General features: G+C 55.9%; 27 protein-coding genes. 19 read left to right on the forward strand and 8 right to left on the reverse strand.

Features of this window, described 5'->3' with window-relative positions; translation table 11 throughout:
- Positions 1 to 41: 41 nt before the first annotated feature.
- A complete protein-coding gene (gene rhtC, locus DD597_RS20910) occupies positions 42 to 662 on the forward strand; it encodes a threonine export protein RhtC (protein WP_023323988.1) in 621 nt (206 codons plus the stop codon).
- On the opposite strand, the gene rhtB is transcribed toward rhtC, so the two are convergent.
- Entirely contained in the window at positions 659 to 1,279 is a 621-nt protein-coding gene (rhtB, locus tag DD597_RS20915; protein WP_129256557.1) for a homoserine/homoserine lactone efflux protein, read from the reverse strand. The genes rhtC and rhtB overlap by 4 nt on opposite strands.
- A 111-nt stretch (positions 1,280 to 1,390) precedes the next feature.
- Between rhtB and pldB the strand changes: the two genes are divergently transcribed.
- From pldB to DD597_RS20930, 3 genes are all read left to right on the forward strand, one after another.
- A complete protein-coding gene (gene pldB, locus DD597_RS20920) occupies positions 1,391 to 2,383 on the forward strand; it encodes a lysophospholipase L2 (protein WP_015570002.1) in 993 nt (330 codons plus the stop codon).
- Positions 2,384 to 2,414: 31 nt separating this feature from the next.
- Positions 2,415 to 3,215, forward strand: a complete 801-nt coding sequence (yigL, locus tag DD597_RS20925) for a sugar/pyridoxal phosphate phosphatase YigL (RefSeq protein WP_003860797.1) — start codon at positions 2,415 to 2,417, stop codon at positions 3,213 to 3,215.
- 82 nt (positions 3,216 to 3,297) lie between these two features.
- Complete coding sequence (locus DD597_RS20930) at positions 3,298 to 4,197, forward strand: carboxylate/amino acid/amine transporter (RefSeq protein WP_003860795.1); 900 nt, start codon at positions 3,298 to 3,300, stop codon at positions 4,195 to 4,197.
- On the opposite strand, the gene metR is transcribed toward DD597_RS20930, so the two are convergent.
- A complete protein-coding gene (metR, locus tag DD597_RS20935; RefSeq protein WP_015570000.1) occupies positions 4,085 to 5,038 on the reverse strand; it encodes an HTH-type transcriptional regulator MetR in 954 nt (317 codons plus the stop codon). The genes DD597_RS20930 and metR overlap by 113 nt on opposite strands.
- A 116-nt stretch (positions 5,039 to 5,154) precedes the next feature.
- On the opposite strand from metR, the gene metE reads away from it, so the two are divergent.
- Positions 5,155 to 7,416 (forward strand): 5-methyltetrahydropteroyltriglutamate--homocysteine S-methyltransferase, encoded by a 2,262-nt coding sequence (metE, locus tag DD597_RS20940; protein ID WP_063158852.1) that lies wholly within the window; start codon positions 5,155 to 5,157, stop codon positions 7,414 to 7,416.
- Between the two features lie 47 nt (positions 7,417 to 7,463).
- Here the strand turns inward: metE and DD597_RS20945 are convergent, their stop codons facing one another.
- On the reverse strand, positions 7,464 to 8,270 hold the full coding sequence (locus DD597_RS20945; RefSeq protein WP_023302906.1) for a dienelactone hydrolase family protein: 807 nt from the start codon (positions 8,268 to 8,270) through the stop codon (positions 7,464 to 7,466).
- Between the two features lie 259 nt (positions 8,271 to 8,529).
- Between DD597_RS20945 and udp the strand changes: the two genes are divergently transcribed.
- The 9 genes from udp to tatD all read left to right on the forward strand — a co-directional run bounded on the left by udp (position 8,530) and on the right by tatD (position 16,440).
- A complete protein-coding gene (gene udp, locus DD597_RS20950) occupies positions 8,530 to 9,291 on the forward strand; it encodes a uridine phosphorylase (RefSeq protein ID WP_129256558.1) in 762 nt (253 codons plus the stop codon).
- Between the two features lie 139 nt (positions 9,292 to 9,430).
- The gene (rmuC, locus tag DD597_RS20955) at positions 9,431 to 10,888 is read left to right on the forward strand and encodes a DNA recombination protein RmuC (protein WP_096946566.1); all 1,458 of its coding nucleotides are present in this window, start codon (positions 9,431 to 9,433) and stop codon (positions 10,886 to 10,888) included.
- Between the two features lie 66 nt (positions 10,889 to 10,954).
- Positions 10,955 to 11,710 (forward strand): bifunctional demethylmenaquinone methyltransferase/2-methoxy-6-polyprenyl-1,4-benzoquinol methylase UbiE, encoded by a 756-nt coding sequence (gene ubiE / locus DD597_RS20960; RefSeq protein ID WP_003860790.1) that lies wholly within the window; start codon positions 10,955 to 10,957, stop codon positions 11,708 to 11,710.
- 13 nt (positions 11,711 to 11,723) lie between these two features.
- The gene (locus tag DD597_RS20965; protein WP_045342699.1) at positions 11,724 to 12,329 is read left to right on the forward strand and encodes an SCP2 domain-containing protein; all 606 of its coding nucleotides are present in this window, start codon (positions 11,724 to 11,726) and stop codon (positions 12,327 to 12,329) included.
- Entirely contained in the window at positions 12,326 to 13,966 is a 1,641-nt protein-coding gene (gene ubiB, locus DD597_RS20970) for a ubiquinone biosynthesis regulatory protein kinase UbiB (RefSeq protein WP_022650180.1), read from the forward strand. Before DD597_RS20965 ends, ubiB begins: the two co-directional genes overlap by 4 nt.
- 76 nt (positions 13,967 to 14,042) lie before the next feature.
- Positions 14,043 to 14,297, forward strand: coding sequence for a Sec-independent protein translocase subunit TatA (gene tatA, locus DD597_RS20975; protein WP_003860787.1), 255 nt, complete (start codon positions 14,043 to 14,045; stop codon positions 14,295 to 14,297).
- 3 nt (positions 14,298 to 14,300) lie between these two features.
- Positions 14,301 to 14,843: a Sec-independent protein translocase protein TatB gene (tatB, locus tag DD597_RS20980; RefSeq protein ID WP_129256559.1), complete on the forward strand. Its 543-nt coding sequence runs from the start codon at positions 14,301 to 14,303 to the stop codon at positions 14,841 to 14,843.
- 2 nt (positions 14,844 to 14,845) lie between these two features.
- Positions 14,846 to 15,616, forward strand: coding sequence for a Sec-independent protein translocase subunit TatC (tatC, locus tag DD597_RS20985; RefSeq protein ID WP_023315191.1), 771 nt, complete (start codon positions 14,846 to 14,848; stop codon positions 15,614 to 15,616).
- A 41-nt stretch (positions 15,617 to 15,657) separates the two neighbouring features.
- Positions 15,658 to 16,440: a 3'-5' ssDNA/RNA exonuclease TatD gene (gene tatD / locus DD597_RS20990; RefSeq protein WP_032608224.1), complete on the forward strand. Its 783-nt coding sequence runs from the start codon at positions 15,658 to 15,660 to the stop codon at positions 16,438 to 16,440.
- Here the strand turns inward: tatD and rfaH are convergent.
- Positions 16,437 to 16,928 carry a transcription/translation regulatory transformer protein RfaH gene (gene rfaH / locus DD597_RS20995; RefSeq protein WP_003860779.1) on the reverse strand — a complete coding sequence of 164 codons (492 nt, stop codon included), beginning with the start codon at positions 16,926 to 16,928 and terminating at the stop codon, positions 16,437 to 16,439. The two genes, tatD and rfaH, sit on opposite strands and share 4 nt — an antisense overlap.
- A 169-nt stretch (positions 16,929 to 17,097) precedes the next feature.
- Between rfaH and ubiD the strand changes: the two genes are divergently transcribed.
- From ubiD to DD597_RS21010, 3 genes are all read left to right on the forward strand, one after another.
- Positions 17,098 to 18,594 (forward strand): 4-hydroxy-3-polyprenylbenzoate decarboxylase, encoded by a 1,497-nt coding sequence (ubiD, locus tag DD597_RS21000; protein WP_022650184.1) that lies wholly within the window; start codon positions 17,098 to 17,100, stop codon positions 18,592 to 18,594.
- A gap of 39 nt (positions 18,595 to 18,633) precedes the next feature.
- Complete coding sequence (gene fre / locus DD597_RS21005; protein ID WP_003860778.1) at positions 18,634 to 19,335, forward strand: NAD(P)H-flavin reductase; 702 nt, start codon at positions 18,634 to 18,636, stop codon at positions 19,333 to 19,335.
- A 216-nt stretch (positions 19,336 to 19,551) separates the two neighbouring features.
- The gene (locus DD597_RS21010) at positions 19,552 to 21,171 is read left to right on the forward strand and encodes an ABC-F family ATP-binding cassette domain-containing protein (RefSeq protein WP_129256560.1); all 1,620 of its coding nucleotides are present in this window, start codon (positions 19,552 to 19,554) and stop codon (positions 21,169 to 21,171) included.
- Positions 21,172 to 21,209: 38 nt separating this feature from the next.
- On the opposite strand, the gene DD597_RS21015 is transcribed toward DD597_RS21010, so the two are convergent.
- Positions 21,210 to 21,497 (reverse strand): HTH-type transcriptional regulator, encoded by a 288-nt coding sequence (locus DD597_RS21015; RefSeq protein WP_129256561.1) that lies wholly within the window; start codon positions 21,495 to 21,497, stop codon positions 21,210 to 21,212.
- A 330-nt stretch (positions 21,498 to 21,827) separates the two neighbouring features.
- On the opposite strand from DD597_RS21015, the gene DD597_RS21020 reads away from it, so the two are divergent.
- Both DD597_RS21020 and cspA read left to right on the forward strand, forming a co-directional pair.
- Positions 21,828 to 22,538 (forward strand): DUF3053 domain-containing protein, encoded by a 711-nt coding sequence (locus DD597_RS21020; RefSeq protein ID WP_017383576.1) that lies wholly within the window; start codon positions 21,828 to 21,830, stop codon positions 22,536 to 22,538.
- Between the two features lie 243 nt (positions 22,539 to 22,781).
- Entirely contained in the window at positions 22,782 to 22,994 is a 213-nt protein-coding gene (gene cspA, locus DD597_RS21025) for an RNA chaperone/antiterminator CspA (protein ID WP_003860775.1), read from the forward strand.
- Between the two features lie 58 nt (positions 22,995 to 23,052).
- On the opposite strand, the gene ghrB is transcribed toward cspA, so the two are convergent.
- From ghrB to DD597_RS21040, 3 genes are all read right to left on the reverse strand, one after another.
- Positions 23,053 to 24,027, reverse strand: coding sequence for a glyoxylate/hydroxypyruvate reductase GhrB (ghrB, locus tag DD597_RS21030; RefSeq protein WP_023315194.1), 975 nt, complete (start codon positions 24,025 to 24,027; stop codon positions 23,053 to 23,055).
- Between the two features lie 27 nt (positions 24,028 to 24,054).
- A complete protein-coding gene (locus DD597_RS21035; RefSeq protein WP_017694735.1) occupies positions 24,055 to 25,335 on the reverse strand; it encodes an MFS transporter in 1,281 nt (426 codons plus the stop codon).
- A gap of 117 nt (positions 25,336 to 25,452) precedes the next feature.
- Positions 25,453 to 26,391 (reverse strand): sugar kinase, encoded by a 939-nt coding sequence (locus tag DD597_RS21040; protein WP_023315195.1) that lies wholly within the window; start codon positions 26,389 to 26,391, stop codon positions 25,453 to 25,455.
- Positions 26,392 to 26,394 lie beyond the last annotated feature (3 nt).

A 26,394-nucleotide genomic window follows, 5' to 3' on the forward strand; every position in this document is an offset into this window, starting at 1 on the left:
CAGGATGGTGACTCACTGTATTATTTCCCCGCGAGCTAATTATGTTAATGCTATTTCTCACCGTGGCGTTAGTGCACATCGTTGCGCTGATGAGCCCAGGCCCTGATTTTTTCTTCGTGTCGCAAACGGCCGTCAGCCGCTCCCGCAAAGAGGCGATGATGGGTGTGCTCGGTATTACCATGGGCGTCATGGTCTGGGCGGCGGTTGCGCTGCTCGGTCTGAACCTGATCCTGGCGAAAATGGCGTGGCTGCATAACATCATTATGGTTGGCGGCGGTCTGTACCTGTGCTGGATGGGCTACCAGATGCTGCGCGGGGCGCTGAAGAAAGAAGAGAACAAGCCGGAAGAGCCAAAGGTTGAGCTGGCAACGGGCGGCCGTAGCTTTGTGAAAGGGCTGCTGACCAACCTGGCGAACCCGAAAGCAATTATTTACTTCGGCTCGGTATTCTCGCTGTTTGTGGGGGATAACGTCGGCGCGGGCGCGCGCTGGGGGATCTTCCTGCTGATCGTTGTGGAAACGTTCGCCTGGTTTACCGTTGTGGCAAGCCTGTTTGCCTTACCGGCGATGCGTCGCGGCTACCAGCGCATCGCGAAGTGGATCGACGGCTTCGCCGGCGCGTTGTTCGCCGGCTTCGGCATTCATCTCATCATTTCTCGCTAAGCATGACGCGCTGACGCAAGCAGCGCGCCAACCAGCATAAACAGCGAACCAAAGACTTTGTTCAGGGCCTTCATCTGCTTAGGCCCTTTGATCCACGCCGCAATTCGCTGCGCCAGCGTCGCGTAACCAATCATCACAATGATATCGACAATAATGGTGGTTGCGCCCAGCACCACGTACTGCATCACCTGTGGCTGATGCGGCACGATAAACTGCGGGAACAGGGCGGCGAGGAACACGATGCTTTTCGGGTTGGTCAGGTTAACGAACACCGCGCGCTTAAACAGGTGGCCGCGTGTTTGCGTCCGGGAGAGCGTATGCAGATCAATCGAGCCAGCGGTGCGCCACTGCTGAATGCCCAGCCAGATAAGATACGCTGCGCCAGCCCATTTCAGCACCTCGAAGGCCAGCACCGAACGGGAGAACAGCGTGCCCAGACCAATCCCCACCAGCACAATATGAATGCCAAGCCCGGTCTGTAAACCGGCGATTGACGCCACCGCGCCGCGATAGCCGTGATTAATGGAGGTAGTCATGGTGTTGATTGCGCCCGAGCCAGGTGAAAGGCTGAGGATGATGGATGTCAGCAGGTAGGCGAACCACCACTCGAAGGTCATTTGAAACTCCCGGATCGTCTGTTTTTATGCCACAATACGCTATTGTTGAGTCATTTTGTGACCGGTGACGAAAAAAACGATATTCCCTGAATTACGGGGGGTGGAAACCCAATGTTTCAGCAGAAAAAGGACTGGGAAACACGAGAAAACGCATTTGCTGCTTTCTCCATGGGGCCGCTGACCGATTTCTGGCGCCAGCGTGAGGAAGATGAGTTTATGGGCGTCGGGGAAATCCCGGTACGCTTCGTTCGTTTCCGTGATGAAAAAAATGACCGGGTGATTGTGGTCTGCCCCGGGCGCATCGAAAGCTATATCAAATATGCCGAGCTGGCGTATGACCTGTTCCATCTGGGCTTTGATGTGTTAATTATCGACCATCGCGGGCAGGGGCTTTCTGGCCGGATGTTACCGGATACCCATCGCGGCCACGTGGATAACTTCAGCGATTACGTCGACGATCTGGCCGCGTTCTGGCAGCAGGAAGTGCAGCCCGGACCGTGGCGCAAGCGTTATATTCTTGCCCACTCCATGGGGGGCGCGATCTCGACGTTGTTTTTGCAGCGCCATAAGCACCAGTGCGACGCCATTGCGCTGACCGCGCCGATGTACGGCATTGTGATACGTTTTCCTGACTGGATGGTGCGCCATCTTCTCGACTGGGCTGAGGGCCATCAGCGCATTCGAGAAGGCTATGCCATCGGAACAGGACGCTGGCGGGCGTTACCGTTTGCCATCAACGTGTTAACCCACAGTCGGCAGCGTTATCGGCGCAACCTGCGTTTTTATGCCGATGAACCGCGTCTGCGGGTCGGCGGCCCCACCTGGCACTGGGTGCGGGAAGGTATTCATGCCGGTGAACAGGTGCTGGCAGGCGTAGGCGATGATGACACGCCGACGCTCCTGATCCAGGCGGAAGAAGAGCGTGTGGTGGATAACCGCATGCATGACCGCTATTGTGAACTTCGCGCCGCTGCGGGCCATCCCTGTGAAGGGGGTAAACCGCTGGTCATCAACGGTGCGTACCATGAGATCCTTTTTGAAAAGGACGCTATGCGCTCAGTCGCGCTCAACGCCATTGTTGAATTTTTCAACAGGCATAACTGATTATTGTTTTCCACCAGAGGTTGAAATCCCTATGTACCAGGTTGTTGCATCTGATTTAGATGGCACGCTGCTTTCCCCCGACCACACCCTGTCGCCTTATGCGAAAGAGACCCTAAAACTCCTGACTGCCCGTGGCGTGAACTTCGTGTTCGCCACCGGTCGCCACCACGTGGACGTGGGGCAGATCCGCGATAACCTGGAGATCAAGTCGTACATGATCACCTCTAACGGTGCGCGCGTACATGACACGGACGGCAACCTGATTTTTACCCATAATCTCGATCGTGACATCGCCACCGATTTGTTCGGCATTGTGCATAACAACCCGGATATCGTGACTAACGTTTACCGCGACGACGAGTGGTTTATGAACCGCCATCGCCCGGAAGAGATGCGCTTCTTCAAGGAAGCCGTATTCCAGTACTCACTGTACGAGCCGGGTCTGCTGGAGCCGGAAGGGATCAGTAAGGTGTTCTTCACCTGTGTAAATCATGAGGAGTTACTGCCGCTGGAGCAGGCGATCAACGCCCGCTGGGGCGACCGCGTGAACGTGAGCTTCTCCACGCTGACCTGTCTGGAAGTGATGGCGGGCGGGGTGTCCAAAGGTCACGCGCTGGAAGCGGTAGCGAAACGGCTGGGTTTTGATCTGAAAGACTGTATCGCCTTTGGCGATGGCATGAACGATGCCGAGATGCTCTCCATGGCGGGTAAAGGCTGCATCATGCAGAACGCGCACCAGCGCCTGAAAGATCTGCACCCGGAGCTGGAAGTGATTGGCACGAACGCAGACAACGCGGTACCTAAGTATTTGCGCAAACTGTTCCTTGAATAATCTTCATTTGATTGTTTATTGTTCAGATGTCAACTAAAGAGTTCGCTACAATGCCTCTCCTTCTTTCTGAGAGACAAGCATTGTGGCGCTACTCATTATCACGACTATCCTGTGGGCCTTCTCCTTTAGTCTGATTGGCGAATACCTTGCCGGATCGGTCGACAGCTACTTTTCGGTGCTGATGCGCGTGGGGCTGGCGGCGCTGGTGTTCCTGCCGTTCCTGCGTACCCGCGGGCAATCGCTAAAAACTATTCTGCTGTACATGCTGGTAGGCGCGATGCAGCTCGGCATCATGTACCTGTTCAGCTTCCGGGCCTACGTTTACCTGTCCGTCTCGGAATTTCTGCTCTTCACCGTGCTGACGCCGCTCTACATCACGCTGATTTATGACCTGCTCAGCAGGCGCCGCCTGCGCTGGGGATATCTGCTGAGCGCTGCGCTGGCAGTCATTGGCGCGGCGATTATTCGCTATGACAAGGTAAGCGATCACTTCTGGACCGGGCTGATGTTCGTCCAGCTCGCTAATATCAGCTTTGCCATCGGGATGGTGGGTTACAAACGCCTGATGGAGACCCGCCCGATGCCGCAGCATAACGCGTTTGCGTGGTTCTATATGGGTGCGGCGATTGTCGCGATTGCGGCATGGTTTATGCTCGGCAACCCGCAAAAGCTGCCGACCACCCCCGTGCAGTGGAGCGTTCTGGTCTGGCTGGGCGTGGTGGCGTCGGGGCTGGGCTATTTTATGTGGAACTACGGCGCGACGCAGGTAGACGCCGGAACGCTGGGGATCATGAACAACGTGCACGTGCCGGCGGGGCTACTGGTGAACCTCGCCATCTGGCAGGAGCAGCCGCACTGGCCGAGTTTCCTTATTGGGGGAACGGTGATCCTGGCTTCGCTGTGGGTACATCGCCGCTGGGTCGCTCCGCGCTCCGCACAAACGGAAGATGGTCGCACGCGTGGTTCCGCGCTGAGCGAATAAACGCTTCCGTAATTGGCTGACGTTGCTCGCCATCGCGCACGGCGGCGTACAGCCGGCTCCACAGTCCTTCACCCAGGGTTTTGGTAACCACCAGACCCTGGCGTTCAACCGTCTCGACCACCCAGTGCGGCAGCGCCGCAATTCCCATTCTGGCCGCCACCATCTGAATTAACAGCAGCGTGTTATCCACGCTTTTCAGCTGTGGGCTGATGCCCGCGGGTTGCAGGAAATGGCGCCAGATATCCAGACGACTGCGCTGTACCGGGTAAATCAGCAGCGTCTCCGTTGCCAGATCTTCCGGCGTGATACGCGTTTTGGCGGCCAGCGGATGGTCCGGGGCCAGCACCAGACGCACCTCAAAATCAAACATTGGCGAATAGTGCAGACCGCTGCGTGGCAGAATATCTGAGGTCATCACCAGATCCAGCTCACCCTGCTGAAGCGACGGCTGCGGATCAAACGTGACGCCGGATTTGAAGTCCATCTCCACCTGCGGCCACTTCTGGCGGAAGTTCTCAAGCGCGGGGGTCAGCCACTGAATACAGCTGTGACACTCAATGGCGATGCGCAGGGTGGTCTGCTGCGGCTCGTTGCAGGACTGCAACGCGCTGGCAATCTGCGGCAGCACCTGGTTCGCCAGCTGAAGCAAAATTTCGCCCTGCGGCGTAAAGCGCAAAGGCTGGCTCTTACGCACAAAAAGACGAAAGCCGAGGCGTTGTTCCAGATCGCTGAACTGGTGAGAAAGGGCAGACTGAGTCTGGTGCAGCGTGGCCGCTGCCGCCGCAAGAGAACCGCAGTTCCGCAACGCTTGTAGCGTTTTCAGGTGTTTAATCTCGATCATGAAAGTCCTTCACTTCGGCATGAACATTTTGCGCTTGAGGAATATACAGTACCTGCCAATTATAGAAGTGTAAACATCTGGACGTCTAAATAACGAATTTCTACAAGGGGTATGCCATGACAATCCGCACTCACACTCTCGGTTTCCCTCGCGTTGGTCTGCGTCGCGAGCTGAAAAAAGCGCAAGAAAGCTACTGGGCGGGTAACGCCACCCGCGAAGAACTGCTGGCGGTGGGACGCGAGCTGCGCGCGCGTCACTGGGATCAGCAAAAACAGGCGGGCGTAGACCTGCTGCCGGTGGGCGATTTCGCCTGGTACGACCATGTTCTGACCACCAGCCTGCTGCTTGGCAACGTGCCGGCTCGTCATCAGAACAGCGATGGATCGGTGGATATCGATACCCTGTTCCGCATCGGCCGTGGCCGCGCGCCAACGGGTGAGCCAGCGGCAGCGGCGGAAATGACCAAGTGGTTTAACACCAACTATCACTATATGGTGCCGGAGTTCGTTAAGGGCCAGCAGTTCAAACTGACCTGGACCCAGCTTCTGGATGAAGTGGACGAAGCGCTGGCGCTGGGTCACCAGGTGAAACCCGTGCTGCTGGGGCCGGTCACCTACCTGTGGCTGGGCAAAGTGAAAGGTGAGCAGTTCGACCGCCTCAGCCTGCTGAACGATATTCTGCCGGTTTATAAGCAGGTGCTGATTGAGCTGGGTAAGCGCGGTATTCAGTGGGTGCAAATCGATGAACCGGCGCTGGTGCTTGAGCTGCCGCAGGCGTGGCTGGATGCCTTCAAACCGGCGTATGACGCGCTCACGGGCCAGGTGAAGCTGCTGCTGACCACCTATTTCGAGGGCGTAACGCCTAACCTCGACACCATTACTGCGCTGCCGGTTCAGGGTCTGCATGTTGATCTCGTTCACGGCAAAGACGATGTGGCAGAGTTGCACAAGCGTCTGCCTGCGGAGTGGCTGCTCTCTGCCGGTCTGGTGAATGGTCGTAACGTCTGGCGTGCCGATCTCACCGAGAAATATGCACAAATTAAGGACATTGTCGGTAAACGTGAATTGTGGGTAGCCTCTTCCTGTTCCCTGCTGCACAGCCCGATCGACCTGAGCGTAGAGACCCGACTCGACCCTGAGGTGAAAAGCTGGTTTGCCTTTGCCCTGCAAAAGTGTGAGGAGCTGGCTCTACTGCGCGACGCGTTGAACAGCGGCGACACGGCAGCGATTACCCACTGGAGCGCTCCGATCCAGGCGCGCCGTCACTCGACGCGCGTGCATAACCCGGCGGTGGAAAAACGTCTGGCGGCCATCACTGCCCGGGACAGCCAGCGCCAGAGCCCGTATGAAGTGCGCGCCGAAGCCCAGCGTGCGCGCTTTAACCTGCCCGCGTGGCCGACCACAACCATCGGCTCCTTCCCGCAGACTACCGAGATCCGCGGCCTGCGCCTGGACTTCAAAAAGGGCAATCTGGATGCGAATCACTACCGCACCGGCATTGCGGAACACATCAAACAGGCGATCGTCGAGCAGGAACGTCTGGGTCTGGACGTGCTGGTGCACGGCGAGGCCGAGCGTAACGATATGGTGGAATACTTCGGTGAACACCTGGACGGCTTTGTCTTTACCCAGAACGGCTGGGTGCAAAGCTACGGCTCCCGCTGCGTGAAGCCGCCGGTGGTGATCGGTGACGTCAGCCGCCCGGAAGCGATCACCGTGGAGTGGGCGAAGTATGCCCAGTCTCTGACCGACAAACCGGTAAAAGGCATGCTGACGGGGCCGGTGACCATTCTCTGCTGGTCGTTCCCGCGTGAAGATGTTTCCCGGGAAACCATCGCCAAACAGATCGCCCTGGCGCTGCGTGATGAAGTGGCGGATCTGGAAGCGGCGGGGATTGGCATCATTCAGATCGACGAACCGGCGCTGCGTGAAGGCTTGCCGCTGCGTCGCAGCGACTGGGATGCTTACTTACAGTGGGGCGTGGAGGCGTTCCGCCTCAACGCGGCCGTCGCGAAGGACGACACGCAGATCCACACCCACATGTGTTACTGCGAATTTAACGACATCATGGACTCCATTGCCGCGCTCGACGCCGATGTGATCACCATCGAGACCTCGCGTTCAGACATGGAGCTGCTGGAGTCGTTCGAAGAGTTCGACTACCCGAACGAAATCGGGCCGGGCGTGTATGACATTCACTCCCCTAACGTGCCGAGCGTGGAGTGGATTGAATCGCTGCTGCAAAAAGCGGCCCAGCGCATCCCGGCGGAACGTCTGTGGGTAAACCCGGACTGCGGCCTGAAAACCCGTGGCTGGCCTGAAACCCGCGCGGCGCTGGCGAACATGGTGCAGGCGGCGCAGAATTTGCGTCAGGCGTAGTGGGGCTGGATTGCCCGGTTGGCGTAGCCGCCACCGGGCTTTTGGTATTACGCTTTCTTCCCGCCGTACTGGCTGAACCACGCCAGCATTCTCTGCCAGCCATCTTTCGCGGATTCCGCGTGATAGCTCGGACGATAATCGGCATTAAACGCGTGTCCCGCATCCGGGTACACCACGATTTCGGCCTTCGCGTTTGCCGCCCGCAGCGCGTGGCGCATGGTCTCGACGGTATCAAGCGGAATGCCGGTATCCTGACCGCCATACAGCCCTAGCACCGGGGCATTTAAATCGGTGGCGATATCAACCGGATGTTTCGGCGAGTTCAGCGTCTTTTCGCCCACCAGTTTGCCGTACCAGGCCACGGCCGCTTTCAACTGCGGATTGTGCGCGGCATACAGCCAGCTAATGCGTCCACCCCAACAGAAGCCGGTCACCATCAGACGGTGCGGGTCGCCACCGTTGCGCGCCGCCCAACTGGCAACGTGGTCGAGATCGGCCAGTACCTGCGCGTCCGGCACTTTGCTGACCAGGTTGCTGAACAGCGTCGGGATGTCGCTGTAATCATTCGGATCGCCCTGACGGAAATAGAGTTCCGGCGCAACGGCCAGGTAACCTTCCAGCGCCAGACGGCGGCAGAGGTCGCGAATATGTTCATGAACGCCAAATATTTCCTGCACCACGATCACGATGGGCAGCGGGCCATCGGCAGATTTTGGCCGCGCGTGGTACGCTGGCATGTTCTCTCCCTGGGAGGGAATGGAGGTCTCGCCTGCGGTAATGGCTTCTTCAGGGGTTGAGACGATGGTTGAAGCGTGCGGGGCCGCAGCAGGTGCAAAACCGATTTTTTCAGTCATGGCATTCTCCGTACCAATGAATGGATTAGCGCAAAGATAAATATAGACACCAGGTTAACAACCCACAGTGCCTTATAGCGTCTATCTTTTGTGCAGCACCCGGCGATATAACTTGTTAATGTGATGTGAATCGCTATTTTATGGAAATTAACTGCAATCATTTTCATTCATGGTGAGGTGTGTCACGAAATAATGCACATTGCTTCTGTAAAGTACCGTTTTACTTCTTCTGACAAACCGACCCACAGAGGAGTCACCTATGTCTAAGTCTGATGTTTTTCATCTCGGCCTCACTAAAAACGATTTACAAGGGGCTACGCTTGCTATCGTCCCTGGAGATCCAGAGCGTGTGGAAAAGATCGCCGCGCTGATGGATAAGCCGGTTAAGCTGGCAGCGCATCGCGAATTCACCACCTGGCGCGCAGAGCTGGACGGTAAAGCGGTGATCGTGTGCTCTACCGGTATTGGTGGCCCGTCTACCTCTATCGCCGTTGAAGAGCTGGCGCAGCTGGGCATTCATACTTTCCTGCGCATCGGCACCACAGGCGCCATTCAGCCGCACATCAACGTGGGCGACGTGCTGGTTACCACCGCATCCGTGCGGCTGGACGGGGCAAGCCTGCACTTTGCTCCGATGGAATTCCCGGCAGTGGCCGATTTCGAATGCACCACCGCGCTGGTTGAAGCCGCGAAATCCGTGGGCGCCACCACCCACGTGGGCGTAACTGCCTCTTCCGATACCTTCTACCCGGGCCAGGAGCGTTACGACACCTTCTCTGGTCGCGTGGTGAGCCGTTTCAAAGGCTCCATGGAAGAGTGGCAGTCGATGGGCGTCATGAACTACGAAATGGAATCTGCGACGCTGCTGACCATGTGCGCGAGCCAGGGTCTGCGTGCCGGTATGGTGGCGGGCGTTATCGTCAACCGTACCCAACAGGAGATCCCGAACGCTGAAACCATGAAGCAGACTGAAAGCCATGCGGTGAAAATCGTGGTTGAAGCGGCGCGCCGCCTGATCTAATTCTCTCTTCAGTGCTAAAAGGCCGACATGCTCGGCCTTTTCTTTTTGCGTAACGCCTCGCAGGAAAACCCTTTCAAACTGGACGTTCATACAGCACAATTCTATTTTGTGCGGGTTAGACGTGGATGCAGGGGGCATTGTGGATATTTCAATCCTGGTTTATGCGGTAGTTGCGCTGGTGAGCGTGGGGATTGGCTGGCTCATTTGCGGCTACCAACATGCTCAGCAGAAAGCCGATCAGCTGGCAGAGCGCGAAGAGATCGTCGCCGAACTCAGCGCGACGAAACAACAGCTTGCGCTGAGTGACCACTGGCGCGATGAGTGTGAACTGCTCAATAACGAACTGCGCAATCTGCGCGACATTAACACCTCGCTGGAGGCCGATCTCCGGGAAGTGACCACCCGCCTTGAGTCCACCCAACTGCACGCCGAAGACAAAATCCGTCAGATGATCAACAGCGAGCAGCGTCTTAGCGAGCAGTTTGAGAACCTCGCGAACCGCATTTTTGAGCACAGCAATCGCCGCGTGGATGAGCAGAACCGTCAGAGCCTGAACAGCCTGCTGACGCCGCTGCGTGAACAGCTGGACGGCTTTCGCCGTCAGGTGCAGGACAGCTTTGGTCAGGAGGCCCGCGAGCGCCACACGCTGGCGCATGAAATTCGTAATCTCCAGCAGCTGAATGCGCAGATGGCGCAGGAGGCGGTTAACCTGACGCGCGCACTGAAAGGTGATAACAAAGCGCAGGGAAACTGGGGCGAAGTGGTCATGACGCGCGTGCTGGAGGCCTCTGGCCTGCGCGAAGGATACGAATACGAAACGCAGGTCAGCATTGAAAACGATGCGCGCTCGCGGATGCAGCCGGATGTCATTGTTCGTCTGCCACAGGGCAAAGATGTGGTTATCGACGCCAAAATGACGCTGGTGGCCTATGAGCGCTACTTCAACGCGGAAGATGACTACACCCGCGAAACAGCGTTGCAGGAGCACATCGCCTCCGTGCGTAACCATATCCGTCTGCTGGGCAGAAAAGATTATCAGCAGTTGCCGGGGCTGCGATCGCTGGATTATGTGCTGATGTTCATTCCGGTTGAGCCAGCCTTCCTGCTGGCGCTCGACAGACAGCCCGAACTGATCACCGAAGCGCTGAAAAATAACATTATGCTGGTCAGCCCCACCACGCTACTGGTGGCGTTACGTACCATTGCCAACCTGTGGCGTTATGAGCACCAAAGCCGTAACGCGCAGCAGATTGCCGATCGCGCCAGCAAGCTGTACGACAAAATGCGGCTGTTTGTGGACGATATGTCCTCGGTAGGGCAAAGCCTGGAGCGCGCGCAGGATAACTACCGCCAGGCGATGAAAAAACTCTCCTCCGGGCGCGGCAATTTGCTGGCGCAGGCGGAGGCGTTTCGCAGCCTGGGGGTGGAAGTTAAACGCGAGATTAATCCGGAACTGGTGGAGCAGGCTACCGCTCAGGACGAAGAGTTTCGTCTGCGTGAAGGCGACGGTGAGCAAAATAGCCGCAATGAAGACAACGGTTTAGCGGCGAGTTTATCCCCCGAAGCGCAGCCGGCACGTTTCTTTCACGGTGGTTGAAACGTAGGGCAAATGCGCCCAATCTGTTACACTTCACGAACATTTGACTGATTAGCAGGCTCTGAGATGGTTGACGATTCACAAGACACAACGCACTTTGGCTTTCAGACTGTCGCCAAAGCGCAGAAAGCTGACATGGTGGCCCACGTATTTCATTCCGTGGCGGCGAAGTACGATGTGATGAATGATTTGATGTCATTCGGCATTCATCGCTTGTGGAAGCGCTTCACTATTGATTGCAGCGGCGTGCGCCGTGGACAAACGGTGCTGGATTTAGCCGGAGGCACAGGGGATCTGACCGCTAAATTCTCCCGTCTGGTTGGCGAAACCGGCCGCGTGGTGCTGGCGGATATCAACGACTCCATGCTGAAAATGGGACGCGAAAAGCTGCGTAACATCGGCGTGGTAGGCAACGTTGAATATGTTCAGGCCAACGCCGAAGCGCTGCCGTTCCCGGATAATACGTTCGACTGCATCACCATCTCTTTCGGTCTGCGTAACGTGACCGATAAAGATAAAGCGCTGCGCTCCATGTACCGCGTGCTGAAGCCGGGCGGCCGACTGCTGGTTCTCGAGTTTTCTAAACCGATTATCGACCCGCTAAGCAAAGCTTACGATGCCTATTCCTTCCACGTTCTGCCGCGCATCGGCGAGCTGGTGGCAAACGATGCAGAAAGTTACCGTTATCTGGCCGAATCCATCCGAATGCACCCGGATCAGGACACGCTGAAAGCGATGATGCAGGATGCCGAGTTTGAAAACGTGGAATACTTCAATATGACGGCGGGTGTCGTCGCGCTGCATCGTGGTTACAAGTTCTGAGTGGAGGTTTCCTGTGCCCATTAAACCCTTAGTCACCGCAGGCATCGAGAATGTACTGAATGCCTTTCTGTATCGCGCTCCGGCGCTGAAAACCGCACGTCAGCGGCTTAACGGAAAGGTGCTGCGCATCGTGTTAAAGGAGTTCTCGACGCCGCTTGTGCTGGTCTTCAGCGAACGCCGGCTTGACGTTCTGGGGGAGTGGGAAGGCGAAGCTGATTGCTCGGTAATTACGCACATGAGCGTCTTACCAAAACTGCGTGACCGTCAGCAGATGACGGCGCTTATTCGCAGCGGTGAGCTGGAGGTCGAAGGCGATATTCAGGTGGTACAGAACTTCGTTGCACTCAGCGATCAGGCTGAATTCGACCCGGCGGAACTGCTGGCGCCCTATATCGGCGACATCGCGGCTGAAGGGATAAGCAAAACGCTGCGCACGGGTTCCGCTTTCCTGCGTAAAGGTCTGCTCCGTCAACAGCGCTACGCTGCCGAGGTGCTGACCGAAGAGTGGCGTATGGCGCCGGGGCCTTTAGAAGTCGCCTGGTTTGCAGAAGAGACCGCGGCAGTTGAGCGCGCAGTTGATGCGTTAACCAAACGGCTGGAAAAACTGGAGGGCAAATGACGCCTGGTGAAATTCGGCGCCTCTATTTTATCGTTCGCACCTTTTTGAGCTACGGGCTCGACGAGCTTATCCCCAGAATGCGTATCACCCTGCCGCTTCGGCTTTGGCGTCGCACGCTGTTCTGGATGCCGAATCGCCATAAGGATCAGGAGCTGGGCGCACGCCTGCGTCTTGCGTTGCAGGAGCTGGGACCGGTCTGGATCAAGTTTGGGCAGATGCTCTCAACACGTCGCGACCTTTTTCCACCGCAGATTGCCGATCAGCTCGCACTATTGCAGGATCGCGTCGCTCCGTTTGACGGAGAGAGAGCGAAGAAACAAATCGAAGAAGCGATGGGCAATATCCCCATCGAGACCTGGTTTGATGATTTCGATATTCAGCCTCTGGCCTCTGCCTCTATTGCGCAGGTTCATACTGCGCGCCTGAAGGAAAATGGCAAAGAGGTGGTCATTAAAGTGATTCGTCCGGATATCCTGCCGGTTATCAAAGCAGACATGAAGCTGATTTATCGCCTGGCTCGCTGGGTGCCGCGTCTGTTGCCGGATGGCCGCCGTCTGCGTCCGCTGGAAGTGGTACGGGAATACGAAAAAACGCTGATTGATGAGCTTAACCTGCTGCGTGAATCGGCGAACGCCATTCAGCTGCGTCGAAACTTTGAAGACAGCCCGATGCTGTATGTTCCTGAAGTCTATTCTGACTATTGCAGTCAGAACATGATGGTGATGGAACGTATCTACGGTATTCCGGTCTCGGACGTGACGGCGCTGGAAAAACAGGGCACCAACATGAAGTTGCTGGCCGAACGTGGCGTGCAGGTCTTCTTTACTCAGGTTTTCCGCGACAGCTTCTTCCATGCTGACATGCATCCGGGCAACATTTTTGTCAGCTATGAGCACCCGGAAGATCCTAAATACATCGGCATCGACTGCGGTATTGTCGGCTCGCTGAATAAAGAGGATAAGCGTTATCTCGCCGAGAACTTTATCGCTTTCTTCAATCGCGACTACCGTAAGGTGGCCGAGCTGCACGTGGATTCAGGCTGGGTTCCGCCAGATACCAACGTGGAAGAGTTTGAATTTGCGATCCGCACCGTCTGTGAGCCGATTTTTGAAAAGCCGCTCTCGGAGATCTCTTTCGGACACGTCCTGCTCAACCTGTTCAACACCGCACGCCGTTTCAATATGGAAGTGCAGCCACAATTAGTTTTACTTCAGAAAACATTACTTTACGTTGAGGGCGTAGGCCGCCAGCTCTATCCTCAGTTAGACTTGTGGAAAACCGCGAAACCGTTCCTCGAATCCTGGATTAAGGATCAGGTCGGTATTCCAGCCCTGGTTCGCTCGCTTAAAGAGAAAGGCCCGTTCTGGATTGAAAAAATGCCTGAAATTCCTGAACTGGTTTACGACAGTTTGCGTCAGAGCAAGAACCTTCAGCACAGCATGGATAAAATCGCGCACGAGCTTCAATCCAGTCGCGTGCGTCAGGGGCAGTCCCGCTATCTCTTCGGAATTGGCGCGACGCTGCTGATAAGCGGCACGTTGCTGTTGATCAATCGTCCGGACTGGGAAATGATGCCAGCCTGGATTATGGCTGCCGGTGTGGTTGTCTGGCTTGCTGGCTGGCGAAAAACGCGCTGAATTAGCGTCGCTATCGAGAGATTGCATACGTATAATGCGATCTGACTAATTAATCATCTATCACTGGGGAACACGCATGGGTGGTATCAGTATCTGGCAGTTAGTGATCATTGCCGTCATCGTTGTGCTGCTGTTTGGCACGAAAAAACTCGGATCGATTGGTTCCGACCTGGGCGCGTCAATCAAAGGCTTCAAGAAAGCCATGAGCGATGATGAGAATAAGCAGGAAAAAACCAGTCAGGATGCTGATTTTACCGCTAAATCCATCGCCGATAAGCAGGACGAAGCCAAAAAGGAAGAGGCTAAACGTCACGATAAAGAGCAGGTGTAATTCGTGTTCGACATTGGTTTTGGTGAGTTACTGCTGGTCTTTGTGATTGGTCTGATTGTGTTGGGGCCGCAGCGTTTACCCGTTGCGGTGAAAACCGTCGCGGGCTGGGTGCGGGCACTTCGCTCGCTGGCAACTACCGTGCAGAACGAGCTGGCACAGGAGCTGAAGCTTCAGGAATTTCAGGACAGCCTGAAAAAGGTTGAAAAGGCGAGCATGGATAACCTGACGCCGGAGCTGAAAGCATCAATGGATGAGTTACGCGAAGCGGCTGAATCCATGAAGCGCTCATACAGCATTAACGATCCTGAGAAGGCGAGCGATGAAGCAAACACCATCCATAATCCGGTGGTGAAGGGCAGCGAAGAGCAGCGCGAGGGTGTGACGCCTTCCAGCGCGGAGCATCAGGCCGCTTCGCCAGAGCAATCGCCGCAGGAGCCCGAAGTGAAAAAGCAGGTGCCGCCGGAAGAGCCCGTGGTCAAAACGGCTGAGGTAAAACCCGCCGCGCCCGTTTCCGAATCATCCCCCTCGTCGAGTGATAAAGCGTAAACATGGCAGTAGATGATACTCAACCGCTGATTGCGCACCTCATTGAGCTGCGTAAGCGCCTGTTAAACTGCATTATTGCGGTTTTCCTCATTTTTTTATGTCTGGTCTATTTCGCCAACGATATCTATCAGGTGGTTTCCGCGCCGCTGATTAAACAGATGCCGCTGGGCGCGACGATGATTGCAACGGACGTTGCTTCACCGTTCTTTACCCCCATCAAGCTGACCTTCTGGGTATCGTTGATTGCATCTGCACCGGTCATTTTGTATCAGGTCTGGGCATTTGTGGCGCCCGCGCTGTACAGGCATGAACGCAAGCTGGTTATTCCGCTGCTGGTGTCCAGTTCGCTGCTGTTTTATATCGGCATGGCGTTCGCCTACTTCGTTGTCTTCCCGCTGGCCTTTGGCTTCCTGACGCATACCGCGCCAGAAGGGGTGCAGGTGTCGACGGACATCGCCAGCTACCTCAGCTTCGTGATGGCGCTGTTTATGGCCTTTGGTGTCGCCTTCGAGGTGCCCGTAGCGATTGTCCTGCTCTGCTGGGTAGGGGTGACCACGCCTGACGATCTGCGTAAGAAGCGCCCGTACATCCTGGTGGGGGCATTTGTTGTAGGTATGCTGTTAACGCCACCGGACGTCTTCTCGCAAACCTTACTGGCGATACCGATGTACTGCCTGTTTGAAGTCGGCGTATTCTTCGCTCGTTTCTACGTCGGAAAGGGGCGTACCCGGGACGAAGAAGACGAGCCGTCTGAAGAGACCACTAAAGAATAAAACCAACCGCCCGTCAGGGCGGTTGTCATATGGGGATACGTATGTTTGATATCGGGCTTAACCTCACTAGCTCCCAGTTTGCGAAAGACCACGATGAGGTGGTGGCGCGCGCCTTTGCCGCCGGCGTGGGTGGGCTGCTACTGACGGGAACGAATCTGCATGAGAGTGAGCAGGCACGGCAGATGGCGCAACGCTATCAACACTGCTGGTCCACCGCAGGCGTGCATCCTCATGACAGCAGCCAGTGGACGCATGAAAGCGCTGAGGCGCTTCATCGTCTGGCACAAACGCCAGAAGTGGTTGCCATTGGCGAATGCGGGCTTGATTTCAACCGTAACTTCTCGACGCCTGAAGAGCAGGAGAAGGCATTTACCGCCCAGCTCGCGCTGGCAGCAGAGCTGGAGATGCCGGTGTTTATGCACTGTCGCGATGCGCATGAACGTTTTATGGCGCTACTGGAACCCTGGCTGGAGAAACTGCCGGGCGCGGTGTTGCACTGCTTTACGGGCTCCCGTCAGGAAGCGCTGGATTGCCTGAACCGCGGGCTTTATTTGGGTATCACGGGCTGGGTCTGCGATGAGCGTCGTGGGCTGGAACTGCGTGAGCTGTTACCCGTTATCCCGGCCGATCGTTTGCTGCTGGAAACGGATGCGCCGTATCTGTTGCCCCGGGATATGCAGCCCAAACCGCCATCACGACGTAATGAACCGGCCTACCTGGGGCATATTGCTGAGCGAGTGGCGCACTGGCTGGGAGAAGATGTGCAGTGGCTGGCAGCACAAACCGATGATAACGTGCGTCGTCTGTTCGGCGTGCAGTTCTAAACTTTGCGGAAATCGGTGTTTTTCACGCTCTGCAACACCTCTTTGTTCAGCAGGTTGAGCAGCAGCATGGAGCGCGCTTCACCGTCCGGCTCAGCGAAGATGGCCTGTAAGCCTTCAAAGGCGCCTTCGGTGATCACCACGCTGTCGCCGGCATAAGGGGTTTCCGGATCGGTAATATCTTCAGGCTGCTGGTAGACAGAAAGCTGATGAATAACCGATGACGGTACTCTTGCCGGATGGGCGCCAAAACGCACAAAATGGCTGACGCCGCGCGTGGCGCTGATCGTCGTGGTGTGGATCACTTCGGGGTCGAATTCGACGAACAGGTAATTCGGGAACAGAGGCTCACTGACGGTCGTGCGTCTTCCACGCTGCATTTTTTCAAGCGTGATCACGGGTGTCAGGCAGTTAACAGACTGACGTTCAAGATGTTCCTGCGCGCGCTGAAGTTGCCCGCGTTTGCAATACAGTAAATACCAGGCCTGCATAATCACTCTTCCCATTGTTCGGGGCGCAAGCATACCAAAACCCTGGCGGGATCGCTAAGGTGATTATAATGGCGAAAAAGAGAGTAAGTCGTGGAAGTTCACGCTAATTTAACAAAATTACAGCATCACGCGGTCTTACGCCGTATAATGAAGCGCTTACAGAGAGGCCATGATTAACTGCATGAAATACCACGATCTACGCGACTTCCTGGCGCTGCTGGAAAAGCAGGGCGAACTCAAACGCATTACGCTTCCTGTTGATCCGTATCTGGAAATGACAGAAATCGCTGACCGCACCCTGCGCGCGGGCGGCCCGGCGTTGCTGTTTGAAAACCCAAAAGGCTACACCATGCCGGTGCTGTGCAACCTGTTTGGCACACCTCGCCGCGTGGCGCTGGGGATGGGGCAGGAAGATGTCACAGCGTTACGTGAAGTGGGCAAACTGCTGGCCTTTCTGAAAGAGCCGGAGCCGCCAAAAGGGTTCCGCGACCTGTTCGACAAGCTGCCGCAGTTTAAGCAGGTGCTGAACATGCCCACCAAACGCCTGCGCGGTGCGCCGTGCCAGCAAAAAGTGCTGGAAGGCGATGCGGTGGATCTGACCAAAATTCCCATCATGCAGTGCTGGCCTGAAGATGCCGCACCGCTGATCACCTGGGGCCTCACCGTGACGCGTGGGCCGCATAAAGAGCGTCAAAACCTCGGCATTTACCGCCAGCAGCTGATTGGCAAAAACAAGCTCATCATGCGCTGGTTGTCCCATCGCGGCGGGGCGCTGGATTTCCAGGAGTGGTGCGCGGCCCATCCGGGCGAACGCTTCCCGGTTTCCGTCGCGCTGGGTGCCGATCCGGCAACCATCCTGGGCGCGGTGACGCCTGTTCCTGATACGCTGTCTGAATATGCCTTTGCAGGACTGCTGCGCGGCACCAAAACCGAAGTGGTGAAGTGCATCTCCAATGACCTGGAAGTACCGGCCAGCGCAGAGATTGTGCTGGAAGGTTACATTGAACAGGGCGAGCTGGCACCCGAAGGGCCGTACGGCGACCACACCGGCTATTACAACGAAGTGGATAACTTTCCGGTGTTCACCGTCACCCACATTACCCAGCGTGAAGATGCCATCTATCACTCCACCTATACCGGCCGTCCACCCGACGAACCGGCGGTACTGGGCGTGGCGCTGAACGAAGTGTTCGTGCCGATCCTGCAAAAGCAGTTCCCGGAAATCGTTGATTTTTATCTGCCGCCGGAAGGGTGTTCGTATCGCCTGGCGGTGGTGACGATGAAGAAGCAGTATGCCGGTCACGCTAAGCGCGTGATGATGGGCGTATGGTCTTTCCTGCGCCAGTTTATGTATACCAAGTTTGTGATTGTCTGCGATGATGACGTCAATGCCCGCGACTGGAATGACGTTATCTGGGCCATCACCACGCGTATGGATCCGGCGCGTGATACGGTGTTAGTGGAAAACACGCCGATTGATTACCTGGATTTTGCCTCGCCGGTTTCCGGACTTGGCTCAAAAATGGGACTGGATGCCACGAACAAATGGCCTGGCGAAACCGACCGTGAATGGGGTCGCCCGATCGAAAAAGATCCTGCCGTGACCGCGCGAATTGACGCGATCTGGGACGAGCTGGCCATAATGAATAACGGTAAGGCAGAATAAGACCGTTTAGCCCTATAGACTTCCCGACAGAGAGAGCGAATGACAACCTTAAGCTGTAAAGTGACGTCGGTAGATGCTATTACCGACACCGTATATCGCGTCCGTTTGGTTCCTGAAGCGGCATTCTCATTCCGTGCCGGTCAGTACCTGATGGTCGTGATGGACGAGCGTGATAAGCGTCCTTTCTCTATGGCCTCAACGCCAGCAGAGAAGGAATTTATTGAGCTGCATATTGGTGCGTCTGAGCTTAACCTGTACGCGATGGCCGTGATGGACCGCATCCTGAAAGAGCGTGAAATCGTGGTCGATATTCCTCATGGCGAGGCCTGGCTGCGTGAAGACGAAGACCGTCCGCTGATCCTGATTGCCGGTGGCACGGGCTTCTCCTATGTCCGCTCTATTCTGCTGACGGCGCTGGCGCGTAATCCAAATCGCGATATCACCATCTACTGGGGCGGCCGTGAAGAGAAGCACCTTTACGATCTGTCTGAGCTGGAGGCGCTGAGCGTAAATCATCCAAACCTGCGCATTGAGCCGGTTGTCGAGCAGCCGGAAGAGGGCTGGCGCGGGCGCAGCGGTACGGTGCTGACTGCGGTATTGCAGGATCACGGGACGCTGGCCGGGCACGATATCTACATTGCCGGTCGCTTTGAAATGGCAAAAATTGCCCGCGACCTGTTCTGCAACGAGCGTGACGCGCGGGAAGATCGTCTGTTTGGCGATGCGTTTGCGTTTATCTGATTGAGAGACCCGCTTCGGCGGGTTTTTTATGCTCGGGCAATAGCCTGGTGAAAATTTAACCTTGAAATGGGCGGCGCATTGCCGTTATTCTTGTTCCCGTTAAATTTCGCCCTCAGGAGCGCCCCCCAAAAATGAACAAACACGACTGATGAATTTTGATCCTTGCTCAACGCATCGCGTCCGCAGGGGATGTTTTGATTTCATTCAGGAGTGCTTATGGCTCATTTTGCGCAGTCCCCCTCTTTTATTTTGCATCAGGTCACCTGTCAGTTTGCGACGGGCGATATCCTTTATGGTCCACTGAATCTTTCTCTGGATGCGTCAGTGTGCGCGCTGGTTGGCCGCAACGGCAGCGGTAAAACACGCCTTCTCCGGTTGCTGGCAGGAGTTGATGAACCCGCCAGCGGTCATATTGAACGCTTTGGTACACACGTCTACGTGGCGCAGCAGCAGGATATTTCTGCGGATACCACGCTTGCCGAACTGCTTGGTTACGACGCGATCTTTGCGGCGCGCACGCGCATCGACAGCGGTCATTATGAACCCGACGATCTCGACACGCTCGACGGTTATTGGGATCTGGCTGAACGGCTGAGCCAGGCTTTTATCGCTGCAAAACTTCCCCCTTTTGACCCGAGTAAACGCGCGGCAGAGTTGAGCGGTGGCGAGCGCATTCGTGCCTTGCTGTGCAGCGCATTCACCGCGGATGCTGACTACCTGCTGCTGGACGAACCGACCAACCACCTCGACAGGCAAGGCCGCAAGTGGTTCTACGAGCAGCTTTCCAGGTATCAGGGCGGGGTGCTGGTGGCCTCTCACGACCGTGAGTTGCTGGCCCAGGTACCGCGAATCCTTGAACTGAGCGCGTTGGGCTTGCGCAGCTACGGTGGGAATTATGCTGACTATCGAACCCAGCGTGATGCTGAACAGCTGGCTGCCCGCGCCGCGCTGGAGCATGCTGCCACCGAGCGCAAGCGTACCCGCGCCCGTATGCATAAAGAGCATGACGACAGCCTGCGGCGTTCAGCCAAAACGCTTCGCACGGTCGACAGCCTTAACATCGCCTCGTTTGAACGGGTCAAATACAAAGGGGCGGCGAAAGAGCGTATTGGTTCCTGGAAAAAACAGCATAGCGATCAAAACCATGCTTTGAACGCTGCGGTCAACCAGGCACGCGAGCGGGTTGAAGAGGATAATGCGGTGATGTTTACCCTGCCGGGCAGTGAAATCCCGGAAGGGAAACAGGTGCTGGTGCTGGAAGAACTGGTGCTTCCGCACGTGCCTGTCCCACCGATAAACTGGCGAATGGATGGCCCGATGCGCGTGGCGCTACGCGGGCCGAACGGCTGTGGAAAATCCACGCTGTTGAAAGTGATGTTGGGCGAAACCGCCCCTGTTACGGGAATCTGTAAGGTCTCTGTCAGGTGTGCTTATCTCGATCAGCATCTTTCCCGGCTGGATCTGTCGCAGTCGGTGATGACTCACCTTAGCCTGGGCAATACGCCGCTCGAAGAGGGGGCGCTGCGTACCCGTTTAGCGCAGCTTCAACTGGGCGCAGAGAAAGTGACACTACCACTGGCCGAACTGAGTGGCGGCGAGCGCCTGAAGGCCGCGCTGGCCTGCGTATTGTGGCGTGAAGCGGCAACGCAGCTGTTGCTTCTGGATGAGCCGACCAACCATCTTGATCTGGCCTCTGTTCAGGCCATTGAAGCGGCCCTGGCCGATTATCCCGGCGCGCTGCTGGTGGTGTCGCACGATGAAGCTTTTCTGGCAGGGCTGAAGCTGACGCATGAACTGGTGTGGGAAGAGACGGGATGGCGATGTGAAAGCCTGTAAACACAAGCCCCCGCAAGGGCGGGGGCAAACAAACTTTATCAGGCTAACTGCTTGCGAAGGTCAGGGTTTGCCTGGATCAGGCGCATCAGCTTTAGCTCGGCTGGGGTAGGTTTTTCACGTTTTGACTCCCACTCCAGCACCATTGCTACGCTGACACCCATCGCTCTTGCGAATTCATCTGTTTTCAGGCCCGATCCTTTGCGTAAACGCTCAAATTCACTAAAAGGATTGGGCTTTTGATTCAGGGTAACCGTCGGCGGTACATCTTTAAAAATAATCTGTTCCAGGCTGCTCAGCAGCTCAAACTCAGGATCTTTTAATTCCATTGAGAACTCCTCATAAATCACACATCGGGATCATGAACATCAGAGAGCCTGTTAAGAATAGTCCCTAAACCAGACACAGGATCGTCACGGCTGTGATTAATTGTGCGATAACGATCGCTTTACACGTTTCAGCTATATGGATAGTTATGCTAATTACCTGATTAGTCATATGTAGGGATTCACAGGTATTTTTTTGTAAATAGTCAGTACAAAAACGGGAATACCCGTTTTGCATGAAAACTCTATCTTGCAAGGCTGACCTGGACTATCCTTGTCAGCGTTGGGCACGCGTGTGCCGGTGTGCGCTTTTTGGGTGAAAGGAGTAATAAAATGGCGACAGGAAAGTCCTGCTCTCGCTGGTTTGCGCCTATTGCGGCGTTATTGATGGTTGTTAGCCTGAGTGGGTGTTTCGATAAAGAAGGCGATCAGCGCAAAGCGTTTATCGATTTTCTACAGAATACAGTGATGCGTAGCGGCGAGCGTTTACCAACGCTGACTGCGGATCAGAAAAAACAGTTTGGTCCATTCGTGTCGGATTACGCCATTCTGTATGGCTATTCACAGCAGGTAAGCCAGGCGATGGATTCCGGTATTCGCCCGGTAGTGGATAGCGTGAATGCCATCCGTGTTCCACAGGATTATATGACCCAGCGCGAACCGCTACGCCAGTCAAATGGCGCGCTTGGGGTACTGAGCCAGCAGCTGCAAAATGCCAAAATGCAGGCTGATGCGTCGCGTTCCGCGTTGAAGCAGGGCGAGGATCTTAAACCGGTCTATGACCAGGTGTATGAGAAAGTCGTGACCAAGCCGTCAAACGCTTTGCAACCGCTGATCCCGGCGGCGCAGGTCTTTACTCAGCAGTTGGTCCAGGTGGGTGACTTTATTAGTGAACAAGGTACGCAGGTGAGCTTTGTCTCTAACGGTATCCAGTTCCCGACCTCCCAGCAGGCGAGCCAGTATAACGCGCTGATCGGTCCGCTCGCGTCCCAGCATCAGGCCTTTAGCCAGGCCTGGAGCGCAGCGGTCGCTGCTACGGAATAAGAAAAACCCCCGCTTCGGCGGGGTTTTTTTATGCTTGATGAAAATAACGCTTGTCATTCATCTACCACATCGGTATAACTATGTTCGTCGGTTTGTTACACAGACCTAAAGCAGTTTAGTAAAGCAGTCCAGATTGTTATCCATAGATACCCTTCGTAGTGACCCTTCCTTCATCGCTTAAAAATCTGTAACGCAATCCATCAAGCCGGAAGGCACAATATATTTGTTAATAAGGTAATTTCTATGTCTGCTAAAATGACTGGTCTGGTAAAATGGTTCAACGCTGATAAAGGTTTCGGCTTCATCACACCTGACGATGGCTCTAAAGACGTGTTCGTACACTTCTCTGCTATCCAGAACGATGGCTACAAATCTCTGGATGAAGGTCAGAAAGTTTCCTTCACCATCGAAAGCGGCGCTAAAGGCCCAGCAGCTGGTAACGTTGTAAGCCTGTAAGCTTCCAGCCCAGTAGCACTAAATTCAAAAACCCGCCTTCTGGCGGGTTTTTTCGTTTCTACTGTTGTATCTGCGGGTTAACGCAGTTCTTATCCACTTTACCGCCGAGCGCGGCAATCAGGTTATCCACGGCGGTCGCCGCCATGTTGTAGCGTGTTTCATGAGTTGCAGAGCCGATGTGAGGCAGGGCGACGACGTTCGGCATGGTCAGTAGCGGAGAATCCACCGGCAGCGGCTCTTGTTCAAACACGTCCAGACCAGCGGCGTGGATCTCACCGTTTTGCAGTGCCTCAATCAGCGCCTTCTCATCGACCACCGGACCACGACCCGCGTTGATGAAAATGGCCGATTTCTTCATCTTTTCAAACGCCGCTTTGCCGATGAGATGACGCGTTTCATCCGTCAGCGGCAGGATCAGGCAGACAAAGTCGGCTTCCCGCAACAGCGTATCAAGCTCGCAATAAAGGGCGTTGAAACGTTCTTCAGCTTCACTGTGGTGACGGCGCGCGTTATACAGAATGGGCATGTTGAAGCCAAAATGCGCGCGCTGTGCCAGCGCCAGACCGATACGGCCCATCCCAACAATCCCCAGCGTTTTGCCATGAACGTCCACGCCGAACCAGTCCGGGCCAATGCTTTTGGTCCATTCGCCCGCTTTCACGCGCTCGGCCACTTCCACTACACGACGGGCGGTGCTAAGCACCAGCGCCATCAGCGTGTCGGCGACGGTTTCCGTCAGGGCATGGGGCGTGTGCATCAGCAGGATGTTGCGCGCGTTTAGCGCATCCACGTCGAAATTGTCGTATCCCACCGAAACGGTTGAGGTAGCACGAAGCTTCGGCATTTTCTCCAGCAGCGCTGCATCCACCTTTTCGCTCGAACCCAGCAGGCCCTCGGCGCTGGCAAACGCGTCGGCGTGCTGTGCCACGGTTTCCGGGCTGAGGTTCTTTACCCGGGTAACGGTAAAGTGTTCCTCCAGGCGTTTTTGCAGATCTTCAGGCAGTGCTTTGTACAAAATGACGGACGGCTTCATGCTAATCTCCGTTGATTTTAAAAGGATTCAGGCGTGGCGTGCGCCGACGGGTAGCTGTTGATTATTAGCAGGCTTAACAATCAGAGTAAGCCATACCGAGGCAAAAAGCGCCACCCCCATAAAGATGTAAGAGGCCGACGGGCTGCCGGTGGCACCGTTAAGATAGCCCACAAACCACGAGCCAAAGAACGAACCCAGCGCACCCATACTGTTGATCAACGCCATCGCGCCCCCTGCGACGTTACGCGGCAGCATTTCCGGGATGATGGCAAAGAACGGACCATACGGGGCATACATGGCCGCACCCGCAATCACCAGCAGAGTGTACGAGACCCAGAAGTGGTTCGCGCCTACGGCCCAGGAGCCAATGAAGGCAAAAGCAGCGATCAGCAGCAGTGGCCAGACGAACAGCTTACGGTTTTGCAGCTTGTCCGATGCCCAGGAGACGATAATCATCGCGATGGTCGCAGCCAGGTAAGGCACCGATGACAGCCAGCCCACTTCCACCATGCCAAGGTTTTCACCGCCGCTGCGGATAATCGACGGCAGCCACAGCACAAAACCGTACACGCCAATACTCCAGGTAAAATACTGTGCGCACAGCAGAATAACGTTCCGGGAGCGGAAGGCTTCGCCGTAGTTACGCACCGCTTTAAGCCCCTGCTGCTCTTTATCCAGCTGCGCCTGGAGTGCGGCTTTTTCGTCTTCAGAAAGCCATTTCGCCTGGGCTGGCTTATCTTTCACCAACACCCACCAGCAGAAGGCCCAGATAATCGCGGGAACCCCTTCGATGATGAACATCTCGCGCCAGCCGAAGGACTGGATCAGATAGCCGGAAACCACCGACATCCACAGCACGGTGACCGGGTTACCGAGTATCAGGAACGTATTAGCACGTGAACGCTCCGATTTTGTGAACCAGTTGCTGATGTAAATCAGCATTGCTGGCATGACGGCCGCCTCAACCACGCCGAGAATAAAGCGAATAGCCGCCAGAGCAGGAATGTTATTCACCACGCCAGTAAGCGACGCACAGGCACCCCATAAGATCAGGCAGATGAAAATGAGCTTTCGCACGCTGCGGCGTTCAGCGTAAATCGCGCCGGGGATCTGGAAGAAGAAATAACCCAGGAAGAAGAGGGCGCCCAGCAGGGACGAGACCCCTTTGGTGATCCCGAGGTCTTCGTTGATCCCGGCGGCGGATGCGAAACTGAAGTTGGCACGATCCAGGTACGCCAGGCTGTACGTGATAAACACGATTGGCATGATGTACCACCAGCGTTTTACTGCATTGGTCGAACTGTTCATAGGCTTGCCTCTGTTGTTGAGGTTGTTGCCGCCGTTGTCTGTAGGGTACACGGTGGCTTAATTATCTGGTGCGGATTGCTGCCCTCACCCTGGTCCTCTCTCACGGGGAGAGGGAATTTAGACGCCGAGCTCTGCTCGTGTTGGTAATCCTTCGCTGTCGCCCTGCACCTGAATCGCCAGCGAACCAATTTTGTTGCCTCGCGCCACGGCCTGCGACAGCGGTTTGCCCTCCAGCAGGGCGCTGATGACCCCGACGGCAAACCCATCGCCCGCGCCCACGGTATCGACCACGTTGTCGACTTTTACCGCAGCGACAGCGCCTTGCTCACCGTCGGCAGTTTTAAACCATGCGCCGTCGGCACCGGTTTTCAGCACCACGGCTTTTACCCCTCTGTTGAGGTAAAAATCAGCAATGCCTTCGGGCGTGCTTTCGCCAGTGAGGATCATTCCCTCTTTTATGCCCGGCAGAACCCAGTCCGCCTGAAACGCCAGTCGGTTGAGTTTCTCAGCCATCTCCGCTTCGCTTTTCCACAGCACCGGGCGCAGATTCGGATCAAAGGAGATGGTTTTGCCCTGCGCTTTCATTGCCGAAGCCGCGTGATCGAGTAAATCGTACGAGCTGGCCGAGAGCGCCGCCGCCACGCCGCTCAGGTGCAGGTGGCGCGCGGAGGAGAAATACGCGGCGTGATAATCATCCACGGAGAGATGGCTTGCCGCTGAGCCTTTGCGGAAATACTCCACGATGGGATCGGTTCCATTTTCAACTTTAGATTTCAGCTGAAAGCCCGTCGGGAAGCGTCCGTCGAGCGTGACGCCTGCGGCATCAATGCCCTCTTTTTTCAGCGAGTCGAGAACGAAATGGCCAAAGCTGTCATTGCCCACGCGGCTCACCCAGCCGACATTCAGCCCCAGCCGCGCAAGGCCAGTAGCGACATTCAATTCGGCGCCTGCCACGCGTTTGATAAAGTGCTCCACTGCGCTCAGCTCGCCCGTTTCGGTGGCGACAAACATCGCCATGGCCTCGCCGATAGTGATAACGTCCAGCGTCTTGTGCATGGT

Source organism: Enterobacter cloacae complex sp. 677-3DZ2D5B, assembly GCF_004136695.1.
Lineage (GTDB): Bacteria > Pseudomonadota > Gammaproteobacteria > Enterobacterales > Enterobacteriaceae > Enterobacter > Enterobacter hormaechei_C.